The organism is Bacillus sp. FSL W7-1354, from assembly GCF_038002405.1.
Lineage (GTDB): Bacteria > Bacillota > Bacilli > Bacillales > Bacillaceae > Bacillus > Bacillus paralicheniformis.
The window spans coordinates 3,153,933-3,168,525 of sequence record NZ_JBBOCL010000001.1; the positions used below are offsets into that span (position 1 = coordinate 3,153,933).

The 14,593-nt window shown below is 43.2% G+C and carries 12 protein-coding genes and 2 riboswitches; of the genes, 7 read left to right on the plus strand and 5 right to left on the minus strand.

Annotated features, from left to right (window positions below; translation table 11 throughout):
* Positions 1-135 precede the first annotated feature (135 nt).
* Together MKZ04_RS16055 and MKZ04_RS16060 are read left to right on the plus strand one after the other, a co-directional pair.
* Positions 136-1,110 carry a LacI family DNA-binding transcriptional regulator gene (locus tag MKZ04_RS16055; protein WP_075212860.1) on the plus strand — a complete coding sequence of 325 codons (975 nt, stop codon included), beginning with the start codon at positions 136-138 and terminating at the stop codon, positions 1,108-1,110.
* 196 nt (positions 1,111-1,306) lie between these two features.
* Positions 1,307-1,837 (plus strand): chorismate--pyruvate lyase family protein, encoded by a 531-nt coding sequence (locus tag MKZ04_RS16060; protein WP_020453481.1) that lies wholly within the window; start codon positions 1,307-1,309, stop codon positions 1,835-1,837.
* A 98-nt stretch (positions 1,838-1,935) separates the two neighbouring features.
* Here the strand turns inward: MKZ04_RS16060 and MKZ04_RS16065 are convergent, their stop codons facing one another.
* The gene (locus MKZ04_RS16065; protein WP_341046321.1) at positions 1,936-2,619 is read right to left on the minus strand and encodes a DUF3298 and DUF4163 domain-containing protein; all 684 of its coding nucleotides are present in this window, start codon (positions 2,617-2,619) and stop codon (positions 1,936-1,938) included.
* Positions 2,620-2,937: 318 nt separating this feature from the next.
* A riboswitch (SAM riboswitch) is annotated at positions 2,938-3,047 on the plus strand.
* Between the two features lie 73 nt (positions 3,048-3,120).
* On the opposite strand from MKZ04_RS16065, the gene MKZ04_RS16070 reads away from it, so the two are divergent.
* From MKZ04_RS16070 to galE, 4 genes are all read left to right on the plus strand, one after another.
* A complete protein-coding gene (locus tag MKZ04_RS16070) occupies positions 3,121-4,251 on the plus strand; it encodes a 5-methyltetrahydropteroyltriglutamate--homocysteine S-methyltransferase (RefSeq protein WP_195536768.1) in 1,131 nt (376 codons plus the stop codon).
* 138 nt (positions 4,252-4,389) lie between these two features.
* Entirely contained in the window at positions 4,390-6,630 is a 2,241-nt protein-coding gene (locus tag MKZ04_RS16075) for a glycosyltransferase family 39 protein (RefSeq protein ID WP_341046324.1), read from the plus strand.
* Positions 6,630-7,628 (plus strand): glycosyltransferase family 2 protein, encoded by a 999-nt coding sequence (locus MKZ04_RS16080; protein WP_020453486.1) that lies wholly within the window; start codon positions 6,630-6,632, stop codon positions 7,626-7,628. The genes MKZ04_RS16075 and MKZ04_RS16080 overlap by 1 nt, the downstream gene beginning before the upstream one ends.
* Positions 7,629-7,658: 30 nt before the next feature.
* Positions 7,659-8,654: a UDP-glucose 4-epimerase GalE gene (gene galE, locus MKZ04_RS16085; RefSeq protein WP_145625395.1), complete on the plus strand. Its 996-nt coding sequence runs from the start codon at positions 7,659-7,661 to the stop codon at positions 8,652-8,654.
* A gap of 448 nt (positions 8,655-9,102) precedes the next feature.
* Here the strand turns inward: galE and MKZ04_RS16090 are convergent, their stop codons facing one another.
* Genes MKZ04_RS16090 through MKZ04_RS16105 form a run of 4 tightly spaced genes read right to left on the minus strand, consistent with a single transcriptional unit; the run spans position 9,103 to position 12,621 of the window.
* Positions 9,103-10,227, minus strand: coding sequence for a hypothetical protein (locus tag MKZ04_RS16090; protein ID WP_144499077.1), 1,125 nt, complete (start codon positions 10,225-10,227; stop codon positions 9,103-9,105).
* 10 nt (positions 10,228-10,237) lie between these two features.
* Positions 10,238-11,665 carry an alpha/beta fold hydrolase gene (locus tag MKZ04_RS16095; RefSeq protein WP_035338033.1) on the minus strand — a complete coding sequence of 476 codons (1,428 nt, stop codon included), beginning with the start codon at positions 11,663-11,665 and terminating at the stop codon, positions 10,238-10,240.
* An 18-nt stretch (positions 11,666-11,683) separates the two neighbouring features.
* Complete coding sequence (locus MKZ04_RS16100; RefSeq protein ID WP_020453490.1) at positions 11,684-12,322, minus strand: hypothetical protein; 639 nt, start codon at positions 12,320-12,322, stop codon at positions 11,684-11,686.
* A gap of 2 nt (positions 12,323-12,324) precedes the next feature.
* Positions 12,325-12,621 carry a DUF4176 domain-containing protein gene (locus MKZ04_RS16105; protein WP_020453491.1) on the minus strand — a complete coding sequence of 99 codons (297 nt, stop codon included), beginning with the start codon at positions 12,619-12,621 and terminating at the stop codon, positions 12,325-12,327.
* Positions 12,622-13,148: 527 nt separating this feature from the next.
* A riboswitch (purine riboswitch) is annotated at positions 13,149-13,250 on the plus strand.
* A gap of 134 nt (positions 13,251-13,384) precedes the next feature.
* On the opposite strand from MKZ04_RS16105, the gene MKZ04_RS16110 reads away from it, so the two are divergent.
* Positions 13,385-14,578, plus strand: coding sequence for a nucleoside transporter C-terminal domain-containing protein (locus MKZ04_RS16110; protein WP_020453492.1), 1,194 nt, complete (start codon positions 13,385-13,387; stop codon positions 14,576-14,578).
* The last annotated feature ends 15 nt before the right edge of the window (positions 14,579-14,593 follow it).

Genomic DNA, 14,593 nt, shown 5'->3' on the forward strand with positions numbered 1-14,593 from the left:
TTTTTCCCCAATTATTCATCCCGGTACATTTCTCAGAATCATGGCATTTTCTTGCACATATCAGTCCGATTCTCTAAAATAAGTGCGTGACGAGAATTGTAAGCCATTTCAGTAAACTAGCAGGGGGAAAAGGGAATGAAGCCTAGCATTCACGACGTTGCAAAAAAAGCGGGAGTTTCACCAACAACCGTATCGCGGGTATTAAATAACCGCGGCTATATTAGTGAAAAAACAAAAGAAAAAGTCTATAAAGCGATGGAAGAAATCAATTACTTTCCAAACGATTTGGCCCGCTCTTTATTTCGTAAACGAACTCATTTAATAGGGCTCATCATCCCTAACTCCAGCAACCCGTTTTTCGGCGAACTGGCCTTTCATATTGAGAGCATCTGCGCTGCCATGGGCTACAAACTGCTGCTTTGCAACAGCTTGAACCGCAAAGACAAAGAAGAAAAATACTTGGAAATGCTGATGCGAAATCAAGTGGACGGCGTCATCGCCGTGACCTACAACAGGGGAATCTTAAACTATCATCGGCAAAACCTGCCGATTGTCGCCATCGATCATTACTTATCGGAAACGATTCCCGTCATCGGCTCCAATAACTATGACGGAGGAAGAAAAGCGACAGAACTGTTAATTGCAAAAGGCTGCCGGCACATCATCCATCTCAACGGACCAATTGAGCTGAAAACACCGGCAAATCTTAGACGAAAAGCATATGAAGATGTGATGCGACAACACGGAAGGCAGCCGATTACATATGAGGTTCCCTTTCATCAAAATTACCGGGAAATCATCTCAAAACTGTTTGATGAACAGCCTGCGGCTGACGGCATTTTTGCCAGCGATGACCTCATGGCCGCTACAGTCATCACCGAAGCAAAAAAACGCGGAAAAGACATTCCCGGGCAATTAAAGGTGATCGGCTACGACGGAACGGAAGCCGTTCAGTCCATCCTCCCGGAATTGACAACCATCCAGCAGCCGATTGAACTCATTTCCAAGAAGGCCATCGAGATTTTGTCCAAAGCCATCGAAGGCGAATTCGATGATTTACCGCTGGAAACCTATTTGCCCGTACAGCTTTTAGAAGGAGAGACGACTTAAATGAATCGCACAAAAAAAGGAGACATTGACGTCTCCTTTTTCCATACATATCCTGATCTATCCAATTGTTAAAAATATAAAATTTACATTACTAACCTAAAATTTAACTTATTTTTCTAGACAAACGCATCTCCACATGATAAATTTAAAGACAAGTTTTCAAAAAATTCTAATTTTGGTACGGGGGTGCCTTTCATTGAGCGTAAGCCACTTTTTTCCTGAAACTCTAGTTGCTCTTGTAAAAGACATGTTAACCAAAACCGATGGTTCAACAACCAAAGCGATTGAAACGCTGATCGGTGGCAAAGCCGAAATCGAAGTTTTTCAGCAAAATAATATTGATTATGACAAGCTGTCACCTGAAGAAGCGAGGCTGTTTCAACGCGATGATGACATCTTGTTTAGAACTTCCTCTTTGAAAACAGGCGATGATTATTTATCTTATAATTATGTCTATGTTAAAACAAACTTACTGCCGCCCGCCATCAAACAAGATTTGCAGGCAGAAAGGCTTCCCATCGGGAAAATCATTGCAGAACTGGAGTCAAGGCGTGAAATTTTCAGTACGGGCGACTGCCTGGGAAAACATTTCACACAACTTGTACCTGTTTCAGCAGACCGGACATATGCTTTTAAAAAATATCAGATTATCAGCGGCCGGCAGTGCATGTTCTATGTCTGCGAGCTATTCGATTTAGAAAAAATCTGCGAACGGACTGCGGGCTGAATCATGCCCGTCAGCTGCCACTTCATGAAAAGGCTTCCATAACCTCCCCATTCCTTCTTCCCTCAAAACAAAAACCCCTGCGAAACAGGGGCTGTTATTTATTGATACACCGTTTTCGGAACGGCAACGACCGGATTTCCGGCAGCATAAGGAGCGACATCGTATTGCTGGAAGACGATCGCAATGCCGTCTTTTGTGTAATAAAAAGCCGTGTTTTTACCAAGGACGATGTCTTTCTTCTTCACATCCGGGAAGAAAATGTCGCTGTGTTTTTGAATATAGTCGTAAATGTATGTTTTTGTCTTATCCATTTTCGATTTTGTATTTAAGATATCTGATAAATACACCCGCTTTTTAGAGGCAAGGTCATAGTTGAAAGAGCGGACTGCCGTATTTCCGTGCGCTCCGCCGGAGTAGACGTAATTACTTGTCAGAATGCTCAGCTTTTGGCCGGTCCGGTATTTCACTTCAAAGGACGTTTGATAATCTGTTTGGTATCCGTGCTGTTGGCCGTCTTTCTTGTTTTTTACATAATCTTTGTAGGACTGCTCAATATAACGTTTAAAATCTTTGTTGATCCTATTTTGGAGAGATTTGGTGCTTACATTTGCAACCTGCGGGTATCTCAAAGCCTTAATGTTTTTGTAAGTATGGCTCGTGACCGTCGGCTTTTTTTCATTTGCCGCGTGTGCAGAAGGAAGTGCGGCCGCACCGTACAGCGCAAAAAACAATACCCCTGTTATCAGCATACCTAACGCTTTAAACACTGTTTTTTTGTTCATAAGAACCCTCCTTAATCTGTCATTGTTTATCATACCCATTTTGAAATCAGGTACACATGATAGACCGGTGAACTCGCGAGAAAGTTTCTATTTTCGGAGATAAAAATTGAAAAATATTCTAATTCACCCTGTTCGTTCAGCACCTTGTTGACCATTTGAAAGACTGTCTTGACAAAAAATTCACACGCTGATTCGATACGCCCTCCGGTTTAACCGCAGAAGAAGAAAATGAAAAACCAAATAGTTTTTTTAAACCCATTGACATTTTTATAAAAAGTATTAATATTAAAATTATTAAAAAATTGCATAAAAAGGTTTTCCTTATCAAGAGTGGTGGAGGGACTGGCCCTGTGAAACCCGGCAACCGCTGTCTATGACAGAATGGTGCTAAATCCTTAAGAGCATGTTCGTGCTCTTGAAGATAAGGAGGAGATTGAATATATCAAGCTCTTCCTTATCGGGAAGAGCTTTTTTATGTCTATAAAGAAAGAGGGATGAAGCATGACACAATCAACCGATGTACTGAAGCAAACGCCTGGGAAAAAAAGCGGACCGTACAGAGCTGATCAGGTGGGGAGTCTTTTAAGGTCTGCGCCCGTAAAAAAAGCGCGTATTCAAAAAGCGAACGGTGAAATTAGCGCTGAACAACTGCGCGAAGTCGAAAACGAAGAGATCAAGCGCATTGTCGAAAAGCAAAAAGAAATTGGCCTTAAAGCCGTTACTGACGGGGAATTCCGCAGGTCATGGTGGCATTTCGATTTTCTTGAAGGGCTTGACGGCGTAGAAGGATATACAGCGGACAAGGGCATTCAATTTCATAATGTTGAAACGAAGCCGCGCGGAATCAAAGTAACAAGCAAAGTCGATTTTACAAACCATCCGATGCTGGAAGATTATAAATTTCTTCATGATATTGCGGGCACACATACGCCGAAAATGACGATTCCGAGCCCGAATATGCTGTTTTTCAGAGGAAAACTTGGAGAAAGCCCGTACGAGGATCTGGATGAGTTCCATCACGATGTCGCGCAGGCTTACAAAAAAGCGATCCGCGCATTTTACGATGCCGGCTGCCGCTATTTGCAACTGGATGACACGGCCTGGTCGGTATTTTTCTCAGACAAAGGACATGAGCAGATCAAAGCCTTCGGCCGCCAGCCTGATGAACTGCGCCAGTCCTTCGCCAACACGATTAATGAAGCAGTTGAAGGACGCCCGGACGATTTGACGGTCACCATGCACATCTGCCGCGGCAACTTCCAGTCAACATGGGTGGCGGAAGGCGGCTACGATGCGGCTGCAGAAACGATTTTCGACGGACTCAATTTAGACGGACTTTTCCTTGAATTTGATGACGAGCGCTCCGGCGGCTTCGAACCGCTTCGCTATGTCAAACGGAAAGACTTGCAGATCGTCCTCGGCCTGATCACATCAAAATTCGGAGAGCTTGAAAACCCGGATGATATTAAGCGGCGCATCGACGAAGCAGCTCGCTTCGTCGACCTGAACCAATTGTGCCTAAGCCCGCAGTGCGGCTTTGCCTCCACAGAAGAAGGCAATCTCCTGACAGAAGAGCAGCAATGGGAAAAACTGCGTCATGTCGTCGAGATCGCAGAAGACGTATGGAAATAACACCTCATATTTGAGACATGCCTCCTGACGGCATGTCTCTTTTTTTGCCCCTCTATACAATTTAAAATTCCTTCTTGATTTGTTCATAGTTTGATCATATTTGGCTTCTATAATGCTCTTTAGTGAGGTGATCGAACAATGATTAAGAAAAGGAAAATCGATATATTCCTGGTCTTCATTCTTGTATTATCTGCAGCTTTAAACTTGTACGGCATCTGGAATAGTGACACAGACAACGCCTACTATACGGCGGCCGTTGAAAGTATGACCCAAAGTTTTCATAACTTTTTTTACGCATCATTTGATCCAGCAGGCTTTGTAACAGTTGATAAACCGCCGGTTGCACTCTGGATTCAGACACTTTTTGCACTTGTGTTCGGCGTGCACGGCTGGAGCGTCGTTCTTCCTGAAGCGATTGCCGAAGTGATTTCCGTAGCACTGTTGTACTTTATTGTAAAACCTACTTTTGGCAAAACGGCGGCCAGAATTTCAGCTCTTATTATGGCGTGTACGCCGATTGCCGTTGCGGTCAGCCATACAAACAACGTCGACAGCATTCTCACCCTTTGTTTGATGATTGCAACCTGGATGTTGTTTAAAGCAGTCCGGAAAGGAAAAATCGGCTGGCTGCTCGGCGCATTCTGTATGGTCGGCGTCGGCTTTAACGTCAAAATGCTGCAAGCATACATGGTATTACCGGCATTCCTGCTGTTTTACATGATTGCAGCAAAAACGACGATTCGCAAAAAAATTGTGTCTCTTATCACAGCCTTGATCGTTCTGGCAGGCGTTTCCGTTTCCTGGGCGGTAGTCGTCGATAGTCAGCCGGAGAGTTCGCGCCCTTATATTGGAAGCAGCCAGACCAACTCTGTCCTTGAGCTGGCGTTTGGCTACAACGGCATCCAGCGTCTCACAGGCCAAAACGGTGCTGGCGGGGGCGGAACCCCCTCATCTGATCAAAATCAAAAGAACCAGCAGCAGGAAATGCCGCAGCAGCAAAGCGGCGATACCGAAAACAACTCAGACTCGACAAATGGACAAATGGCTCCGCCGAGCGGGGGCGAGATGCCTTCAGGCGGACCGGACGGCCAGCAGGGTGATGTTCAAAGCGGCGGCGGAGGTCCCGGCGGCGGCACGAGCGGCATGTTTGGCACAGGAAACCCCGGCCCTCTCAGACTATTCCAATCCGAGCTTTCCGGACAGGCAAGCTGGCTCATCCCGTTTGTACTCTTCGGCATCATCGGTTTGCTGATCACGGGCCTTCGCGGTCAACGCAAATTCAATGAAATAACGACTGAAACGATTTTCTGGATGATGTGGCTTCTGCCAGTCGCTGCATTCTTCAGCGTCGCAGGATTCTTCCACCATTACTATCTGATCATGCTGGCAGCACCGATTGCCGCTTTATCAGGTGCAGGCTGGACAGCGCTCGTTCGCCTCTATCAGGAGGAAAGCGGCTGGAAAAAACAGCTTCTGCCGATCGGAATTTTGCTGACAACCGCATTTGAATTGTATATTTTGAGTCCTTATCTCAGCGAAATCGGCATCGTCTGGAGCATATTGATCGGCGCTTTTGGCATTGTCACAAGCTGCCTTCTCATCTTTTTCAAAAAAGGAAAGTCATTCAGCTACTATGTATCACTTGCAGCGCTGCTCGGCATGCTGATCGGACCTTTCTATTGGACAACAGCAACGCTCGCTGACGGTGTAAACGGCATGATTCCGCAGGCCGGACCTAAATCCGCACAATCATTTGGCGGCGGTGGCGGAGGGAAGATGCAGAATAACAACGGCAGCGGACCTCCCAGATTCGGCAGCCAAGACGGTCAAACAGACAGTGATCAAAACAACAATAACGGACCTGGCTTCGGTCCTGGTTCAAACAGCAATGATTCTTCAACTGATACCGGTTCCGGCCAAAACAGCCAAAATCAGAACGGCGAAGGCGCAAGCGGACGTCAACAAGGCGGACCAAGCGGCGGCAGCCCTGGAAGCGGCGAATCAGTCGATGAAGAACTGTTGAGCTACCTTGAAAAGAACAACACGGGTGAAAAATATTTATTTGCGGTCTCCAGCGCAACGTCTGCTCAATCTTACATCATCAAAACAGGTAAAGCTGTCATGGCGATGGGCGGATTCTCTGGAAGCGACCCGATTTTGACGGTTGAAAAACTTGAGAAGCTCGTCAAAAACGGCGAAGTCAAGTACTTCATGATCGGCGACGGTCGAGGCCAAGACAACTCAGAAATCACTAACTGGATTAAAGAAAACGGAAAAGAAATTTCAAAAAACGAATACAGCAGCTCTTCTTCAGATAACGATTCCCAGTCAGGCGGACCTGGCGGAAATCAGACGCTTTATAAAGTGGAGCTTGATTGATGAAAGGAAAGGTGATGAATATGCAGAGACAAGTCACATTTTCAATCGTAGTCCCTGTCTACAACGAAGCGGAAGTGCTTCAAAGCACCTATGACCGATTAAAAACCGTCATGGACTCGACAGGCGACCCTTATGAACTGATTTTTGTAAACGACGGTTCAAGCGATGACAGCATTCACATGCTGAAGTCGCTTGCTCAGTCAGACCCGGCAGTAAAATGCATCAATTTCTCAAGAAATTTCGGTCATCAGATCGCCATTACGGCCGGTACCGACTATGCTGCCGGCGAAGCGATCGTGGTGATCGATGCCGATTTGCAGGATCCTCCCGAATTGATTTTGGAAATGGCGGAAAAGTGGCGCCAAGGCTTTGACGTTGTATACGCCGTCCGCACAAAGCGGGAAGGAGAAACATTTTTCAAAAAGCAAACGGCCGCCATGTTCTACCGTATTTTAAGAAAACTCACAGACGTTGATATCCCGGTGGATACGGGAGACTTCCGGCTCATGGACCGGAAGGTGGTCAATGAAATGAACAAGCTGAAAGAAAAAAATCCGTTCGTCCGCGGCCTTGTCAGCTGGCTCGGGTTCAAGCAGACCGCCGTCTATTACGAGCGCCACGAACGGCTTGCAGGGGAAACGAAGTACCCTCTCAAAAAAATGCTGAAGCTCTCGCTCGACGGCATCACTTCATTTTCCTTTCAGCCGCTGAAACTGGCAAGCTACTCAGGAATCGCGCTGTCAGCGGTCGGTTTTATATATGCCTTCATCGTCGTCTGCATGAAGCTGTTTACGACAAGCACCATTACCGGGTGGTCTTCGATGATCATTCTGCAATGCTTGTTCAGCGGCTTTATCCTGATCATCCTCGGAGCGATCGGCGAATACATCGGCCGCATTTATGACGAAGTGAAAGACAGGCCGCTATATATCATTGACGGCAAATACGGATTTGAAGAACAGCGGCGGGCGGCAGCTCCGCAGCGCCATATCATGTAGAAGATAAGAGATCCAAAAGGAGGGATTCCGATGAGCATACTAGTTGTCGGGGGAGCCGGTTATATCGGTTCCCACGCCGTTTACACGTTAATTGAGAAAAAAGAAAAAGTCGTCGTTGTGGATTCCCTGGCAACGGGACACGCAGAAGCCGTTCACCCCGAAGCTGCGTTTTATGAAGGGAATATTCGCGACCGGCATTTTCTCAAGCAAGTATTTGAAAATGAGGACATTGAAGCCGTCATGCATTTCGCAGCATCACCTATTCCATTACAGTCGAATCGCGTTTTTTCTTCTTTCAACGAAAACATGACAGGCATGGAAACACTGCTTGACGTGATGAAAGAATACGATGTCGGCCGGATCGTTTTTGCATCAAGCACTGCGGTCTACGGCTGTCCGCAGAACCTCCCTGTCACAGAAAAAACCGAACCAGAACCCGTTCACCCGCACGGGAAGGTCAAATGGATGATGGAGAAAATGCTGATGGAAGCGGAAAAAGCGTACGGCCTGAAATATGTGATCCTCCGCTCATTCAATGCGTGCGGCGCCCACCCATCCGCCATCATCGGCGAAGACCGGGGGAGCGAAACACATCTCATTTCAAATGTTCTGCGAACCGCTCTCGGACACCTTCCTTTTGTTCACATAGATCACCCTGAAAACGGAACAGGCTTCCGCGATTATGTTCACGTTCAGGATTTGGCAGAAGCACACGTGCTCGCCATCAGCCACTTGCGGAAAGGCAAGGATAGCCGAATCTACAATCTCAGCTATGGCGAAAGCTACTCCGCTGAACAAATCATTCTTGCCGCCCAATATGTCACAGGCATTCCTCTCATCACCGCAAAGCTGACAGAAACGGGCATCGATTCACAAGCAACATTTGCCGCTTCTTCTTCCAAGGCCAGAAAAGAACTAGGCTGGACCCCGAAGCACAACAGCCTGATCGCAATCATCCGCGACGCCTGGAACTGGCACTCTGCGAATCCGAATGGATATGCGGCGGAGAAGGTGAAGCAAGGGTGAAAAATGAACTGCACCTCCTATCGTTAGATAGTGTCTAACTATGGAGGTGCGGTTTTTTCTAATGATAAATGGATACTGTAAATCTAATCGACTACCCAATCATCCTAATAATCTATCAAGTAAGCAGTCGGGTGTTTTTTGTCCTGCAGATCAATCAGCATATCAATATATCCCGAGCCATACCAGATGAAATCATATGAAAATTGGATGGCCACATAATTTTTATTAAAAAATTGTGAATGCGTCATCGTCTTTTTCGCAGTGGGTGATCACCAGCAAGCATATTATGAAAATGCCTAAGTATATAAACCATCTTTTTTTCATTGAGTGTTTCTATCGTTTATGTTCCTTTTTATTTGAATTCCAAAAATGACAGAAGGCTTATCCCACTTTTGTGGCCTACCTTTGTCAAATAAGAAAAGGACTGAATAAAAACTCTTCAGTCCCTCTATGATTCGATTCCTAAATCAACTAAATAAGCGGTTGGCTGTTGTTTGTTTTTTTGTAAATCGATTAGTACATTAACAGCTCCTGCTGTCCCAATTGTCTTCCCGTGATAGGAAATATACAAAACTACATAATCTTTATTAAAATAATGAATATTAGCTATCCTTGCATCGCCCGCATTAAAATCCATCTCTTTCGCAATTTGTTTGAAGTCAATCTTAAATTGAGCTTCATATTTGTCATTTCCTTTTAAATAATTATCCACGGTTTGTATCTGTTGAATACCATCAGCCATTACATTTGTTTCTTTTTCTTTTGCTCCGTTAATATAAACATATTTACCGTCTTTGCTTAGAATATCAGTGTCTTTGATTTTCCTAACTTTGTTCGTCTTTTTTTCGAATATATATTTGTCGAATAACTTAAGATATGATCCATCTTCTGTAACTTTTGGAAATACTGATAGATAATTATTTAACTTTCCAGACTCAAGTGTTGCATGTAATTTATCTTCTTTCACAATCAGATGTTGCGAAAGATCTTGTTTTAAAAATAAGTAATATGTTCTTGGAGTCTCTTCACCTGTATGATCGGATACTCCTATAAGCATATTTTCTTTATCAACCGCGTAAAGGCTGAGATAAACTTCTTTAGCACTTGATGGTATCGGTAATTTTATTTTCTTCTCACCAAATGTTGTTTTTACTTTTATAACATTTTTATTGACTATCTTCATCTCAGGAAGACCTTGCCCTATTTTATCATGGACTGTTTCTCCCTCATCTATTAATGAATCTTTCTGCTTTAAGTCAGACAACTTGGCTGAGACATTTTCTTTGGTAGAAAAAATAGGTTTATAACTATTCTTAAGCTGTTTATCCGTATATGTATAATAACGAATTCCATTTTTTTGACTACTCATCATAGTATAAATTGAATCTTGAACTCTCAAAGTAATATCATCAGGAAATCCAAATTCATTTCTCATAAATTCTTTAAATGCCGGGCTGTCTTCTTTCGGCAAGCCTTTTTCATAGTTGACTGCCTGAATATCATCTTTGCCGCAGCCGGTGATCATCAGCAAGAGTATTATTACGCTAAAGCTTATAAACCTTTTTTTTGTCATTGAACTGCTCCTATTCTGCTTCTTTTTTGTTAACTTCTCGAATCAAGTCAACAAATTCAGAGTCTTCAACTTCATAAATATGTCCAGGTTTGGTGACACCGGAACCTTTTACTTCAATTTCTGGTTTTTCATCAATGAGATCGCCTAATATGTCCCCATGTTGACTTTCAACTGAAACGATATCATCACTGTTTATTTTATGTTTTCCACTTGCAGTATAGTAAGGGGAAAAACTCACAGTATCCTCTGTTCTGTATCCCGCCGCAGCGGTAATGTCCATTTTTTGAAGCTTTTGATACACCTCAGGATTGGCAGATTTCAAATGATTAATGTCTTCAGTCATAGCTTCACTGTCCATATCAGTATAGGCATTACTGTAGTCTTTTCCATTATCATTGTTTTTGTTTTCTTTATTAAAATCTAAATAATCACTCGTATTCATAGTATCTCTTCCAGCAGCATTGTCTGCGAGCCAGCGTGCTCTATTAGCCCCGGTAGCTAAGAGATTTTTATCATATGGCGTTCCGATTGTTGTGATGCTTCGCACATGGTCAGGGTAATCCATCGCAAATTGCAGTGATCTTCTTCCACCATAGCTGTGGCCGAACATATCGATCTTTATCTCCTCATTCATCAACCCCATCTCATTTAACTTTTCTGCTAAATCGTCACTTGTTGCTTGCCGATGCTCATTTGGTTCATTTGTGTCATAAACAATATGGAGACGACCGTCTGTGTTGAATCCATCAATCCTAAACAACTTTTTATATTCATCTACTGTTTTTCTATTACCACGCTTGTCAATATAAGTATATTCATAATCATATTTATCACCCTTTTTTTTGATACGAACGATCACATCACCTTTCTGCGCTGCTTTTTCTACACTATTGTTAAATCCATTCCCACTATCCTCAATCCCATGCACATAAACCGAAACATTCTTATAATCCGAAAAATCGCCTTTCACATGATTAACCGAATTATACAAGATTGAGATGTCTGTCAAGGCTTCGCGCATTGGGGCGCGGTGGGTGCGGGCGACATTGCTGAAATCTTGTTCCACCTGATCAAGGCCATTTTTTAGATTCTCGTATTGGCTAATTAAAAGAACGACGTCACTCGTAATATTGTTGCGTTTCTGTATGTCTTCCGGTGAGGGGTCTTCCATAGACTCAAACTTGCGTCTGGCATTCTCCTGACAATCTTTTAAATCCTTTATCCAATCGTTGATTTCCGATTTGATATCCGCCACATTAAAATTCATGACGTTTTTTGATACAAAGTTCGGAAGTTCTTTATTTTCTATCGATACCCATATTTTATTAAAAGCTTCAAGCAAACGGCTGGATTGAGCGTGCTGCAGCATTCGATTTGCTCTTCTTTCATGGCTTTTGATCATGTTTGTGATTTCTGGCTCTCTATTATAATATGCCATAACTCTAGTTCCCTTCCATCATTTCACTCTTTGCAGTTGTTGTGAGATTACGTTATCGACGCGCTTTAATTCCTTAATGATGTTTTTGGCATTTGCTGAAAGTTCTTTGACTCTTTTTTTAAGCTCCGTCATGATCGATTTGATGTGCGACTTTGCATCAGACCAGACGTCATCGAATTTTTCCCACGGAAACTCTGTTTCATACATCATTTCTCTGAGCATTGTGTCAAAATGGTGCAAAACTTCATCTAATGTAGATAGATTTGATTCAAACTTTCCGGTTGCCTGGTGTAACGATTCGCCGTTTACTTTTATTTCACTTTGGACTCTTTCAGCCGAAAATGTATGGTTTCTTTCCGATCTTGACTGCGGCTGAACATTGGCCGGTTTGTCGGATTCGTCCGTTAGTTCGACCGCTTTTGCAAAACACCGCACACTGTCTGCAAAATATAATAAACAGCTGCTCGCTTTACTGAAAAAGTTGATGTTGTCACTCATTTTTTTCTGCAGCGCTGCGGCGGCTTTTCCGCTGTGCCGGTCTAATTCTTCACGAAAAAACACCATGTTCTCAAATACATGGCTAAAAGCGTTTTCCAGCTGACTAATGGTCCCCGCTGCCTTATGTGAAAGTTCTTTGTTGAAGCGAAAATGTCCCATCGTCATTGCTCCTTATTTTCGTTTTTTCCTGCTTCAGCTTCTGTTAGCAACTCATCAAGCTGCAATTCTTTTTGATCTACATATCCGTAATGGTACACAACTTCTATATCTTGTTTATTAAATAAAACTAGCTGCTCTTTCGGATCGGTAAAACCGTTTGGATAGTCGACAGCTGCATAATCTCTGATGACATGGTTTGTCTCAGAAAACATTTGCCGCCCGATGATAAGCAGACGTCTTGAATCATTATGTAAGCCGACAACACTGCCGACAGGAAGATAGTTCTTTTTTAATAGCATAATTGATTATCCCTCTTTTTCTCTGAAATTGGACATATATACAAGTTGTAAAAACATAGGAAAATCATAGCAAAAAGGTATCATTTCATTCAACGAACTAAAGTACCGTGAAATTTTACCTATTCAAATCAAAGACTTTTGATTTAAGGTTCGCTCTTTATGTAAGGTTTGTCGGTGTCATTAGTATGTTACAGTGAGCACTTAGCACTGAAACGATTCATCATACTTACGGAACCTTTCAGATAAAGTTTCACAAAAAAACCGCCATAGTAGGCGGCGGCATCATGAAATATAAAGCGCAATCGCTTACGCTTCTCCTCTAATAAAAAGAATCTTATCACCTTCCATTTTTCGTCTGTTGTTCTGTGCATGGTGACTTCCCGCTTGAAAAGCCGGCTTTCTCTCAGATGATTTGCTGTGCATCTCTCAATATGCAACCTTCTTTAGACGTGACTTTATTTAAAAAATTATTGTGAAAATATATTTTTAGCTTGAATTTCACACAATCTCGAGATAAAATACAGTCAAAATAATAGAAGCTCACTTCTTGTATATAATCAGTAATAGGGTCTGATTGTTTCTACCTGGCAACCGTAAATCGCCAGACTACAAGGAAGTTTGAATAGATTTGATCATGTAAAAAGTGTATTGCGCAAACAATATATCTATTTTTTATTTGCTCTTATTTTTCATGCTTTCTTTATCGGAACCCATGAAAAGTAAGAGCTTTTTTATTTTCAAAAAACATTCGGGAGTTGGCATCATGTATTTTCTCATTAACATTTTAGGCATTTTCATTGTCATGTCCGTGATTTATTTTTGTTCCCCGCGAAAGAAAAGCGTAAAATGGAGGCCGATTCTCTCCCTTTTCATCGTTGAGCTTTTGGTGACTTGGTTTATGTTGGGGACAAAAATCGGCGGATGGGCCATCAACCTGATCGCCTCTTTCTTTTCGTGGCTGATCGCTTGTGCAAGCGACGGTATTGCGTTTGCCTTTCCGTCCGTGATGGGCAATGAAACCGTTGACTTTTTCTTCAGCGCCTTGCTGCCGATTATCTTTGTGGTGACATTTTTTGATATACTGGCTTATTTCGGAATTTTAACATGGATGATTGATAAGATCGGCTGGGTGATTTCGAAAGTCTCGCGCCTTCCTAAATTAGAAAGTTTCTTTTCGATTCAAATGATGTTTCTGGGCAATACTGAAGCGCTCGCCGTGATTCGCGGGCAATTGGCCGTATTAAAGGACAACCGCCTGCTGACGTTCGGCATTATGAGCATGAGCAGTATCAGCGGATCGATTCTCGGTTCTTATTTAACGATGGTTCCTGCAACATACGTATTTACAGCGATTCCATTGAATTGCTTAAATGCGTTGATCTTGGCCAGCATTTTAAACCCGGTAGAAGTCACTAAGGATGAAGACATCATTTACGTACCGCCAAAAGAAGAGAAAAAGGACTTTTTCTCAACGATTTCAAACAGCATGATGGTCGGAATGAACATGGTCATCGTCATTCTCGCCATGGTCATCGGATATGTCGCTTTAACCTCATGTTTGAACGGAATGTTGGGGTTGATCATGGACGGTTTGACGATTCAAAAAATCTTTTCTTACATCTTCAGTCCGTTCGCATTCCTGCTTGGACTGGCGCCGGGTGACGCGATGTATGTCGCACAGCTGATGGGGATGAAACTCGCCACAAACGAATTCGTCGCGATGATGGATTTAAAAACGCAGCTAGATACGATTTCGCCCCATACAGCCGCCGTGGCCACAACATTTTTGACGTCGTTTGCCAACTTCAGTACGATCGGAATGATCTATGGAACGTACAATTCCTTATTTAACGGAGAAAAATCAGCGATTATCGGAAGAAATGTGTGGAAGCTCCTTGTCAGCGGAATAGCGGTGTCGCTGTTGAGCGCGGGGATTGTCGGGCTGTTTGTGTGGTAGAAAAATAGAGTAAAA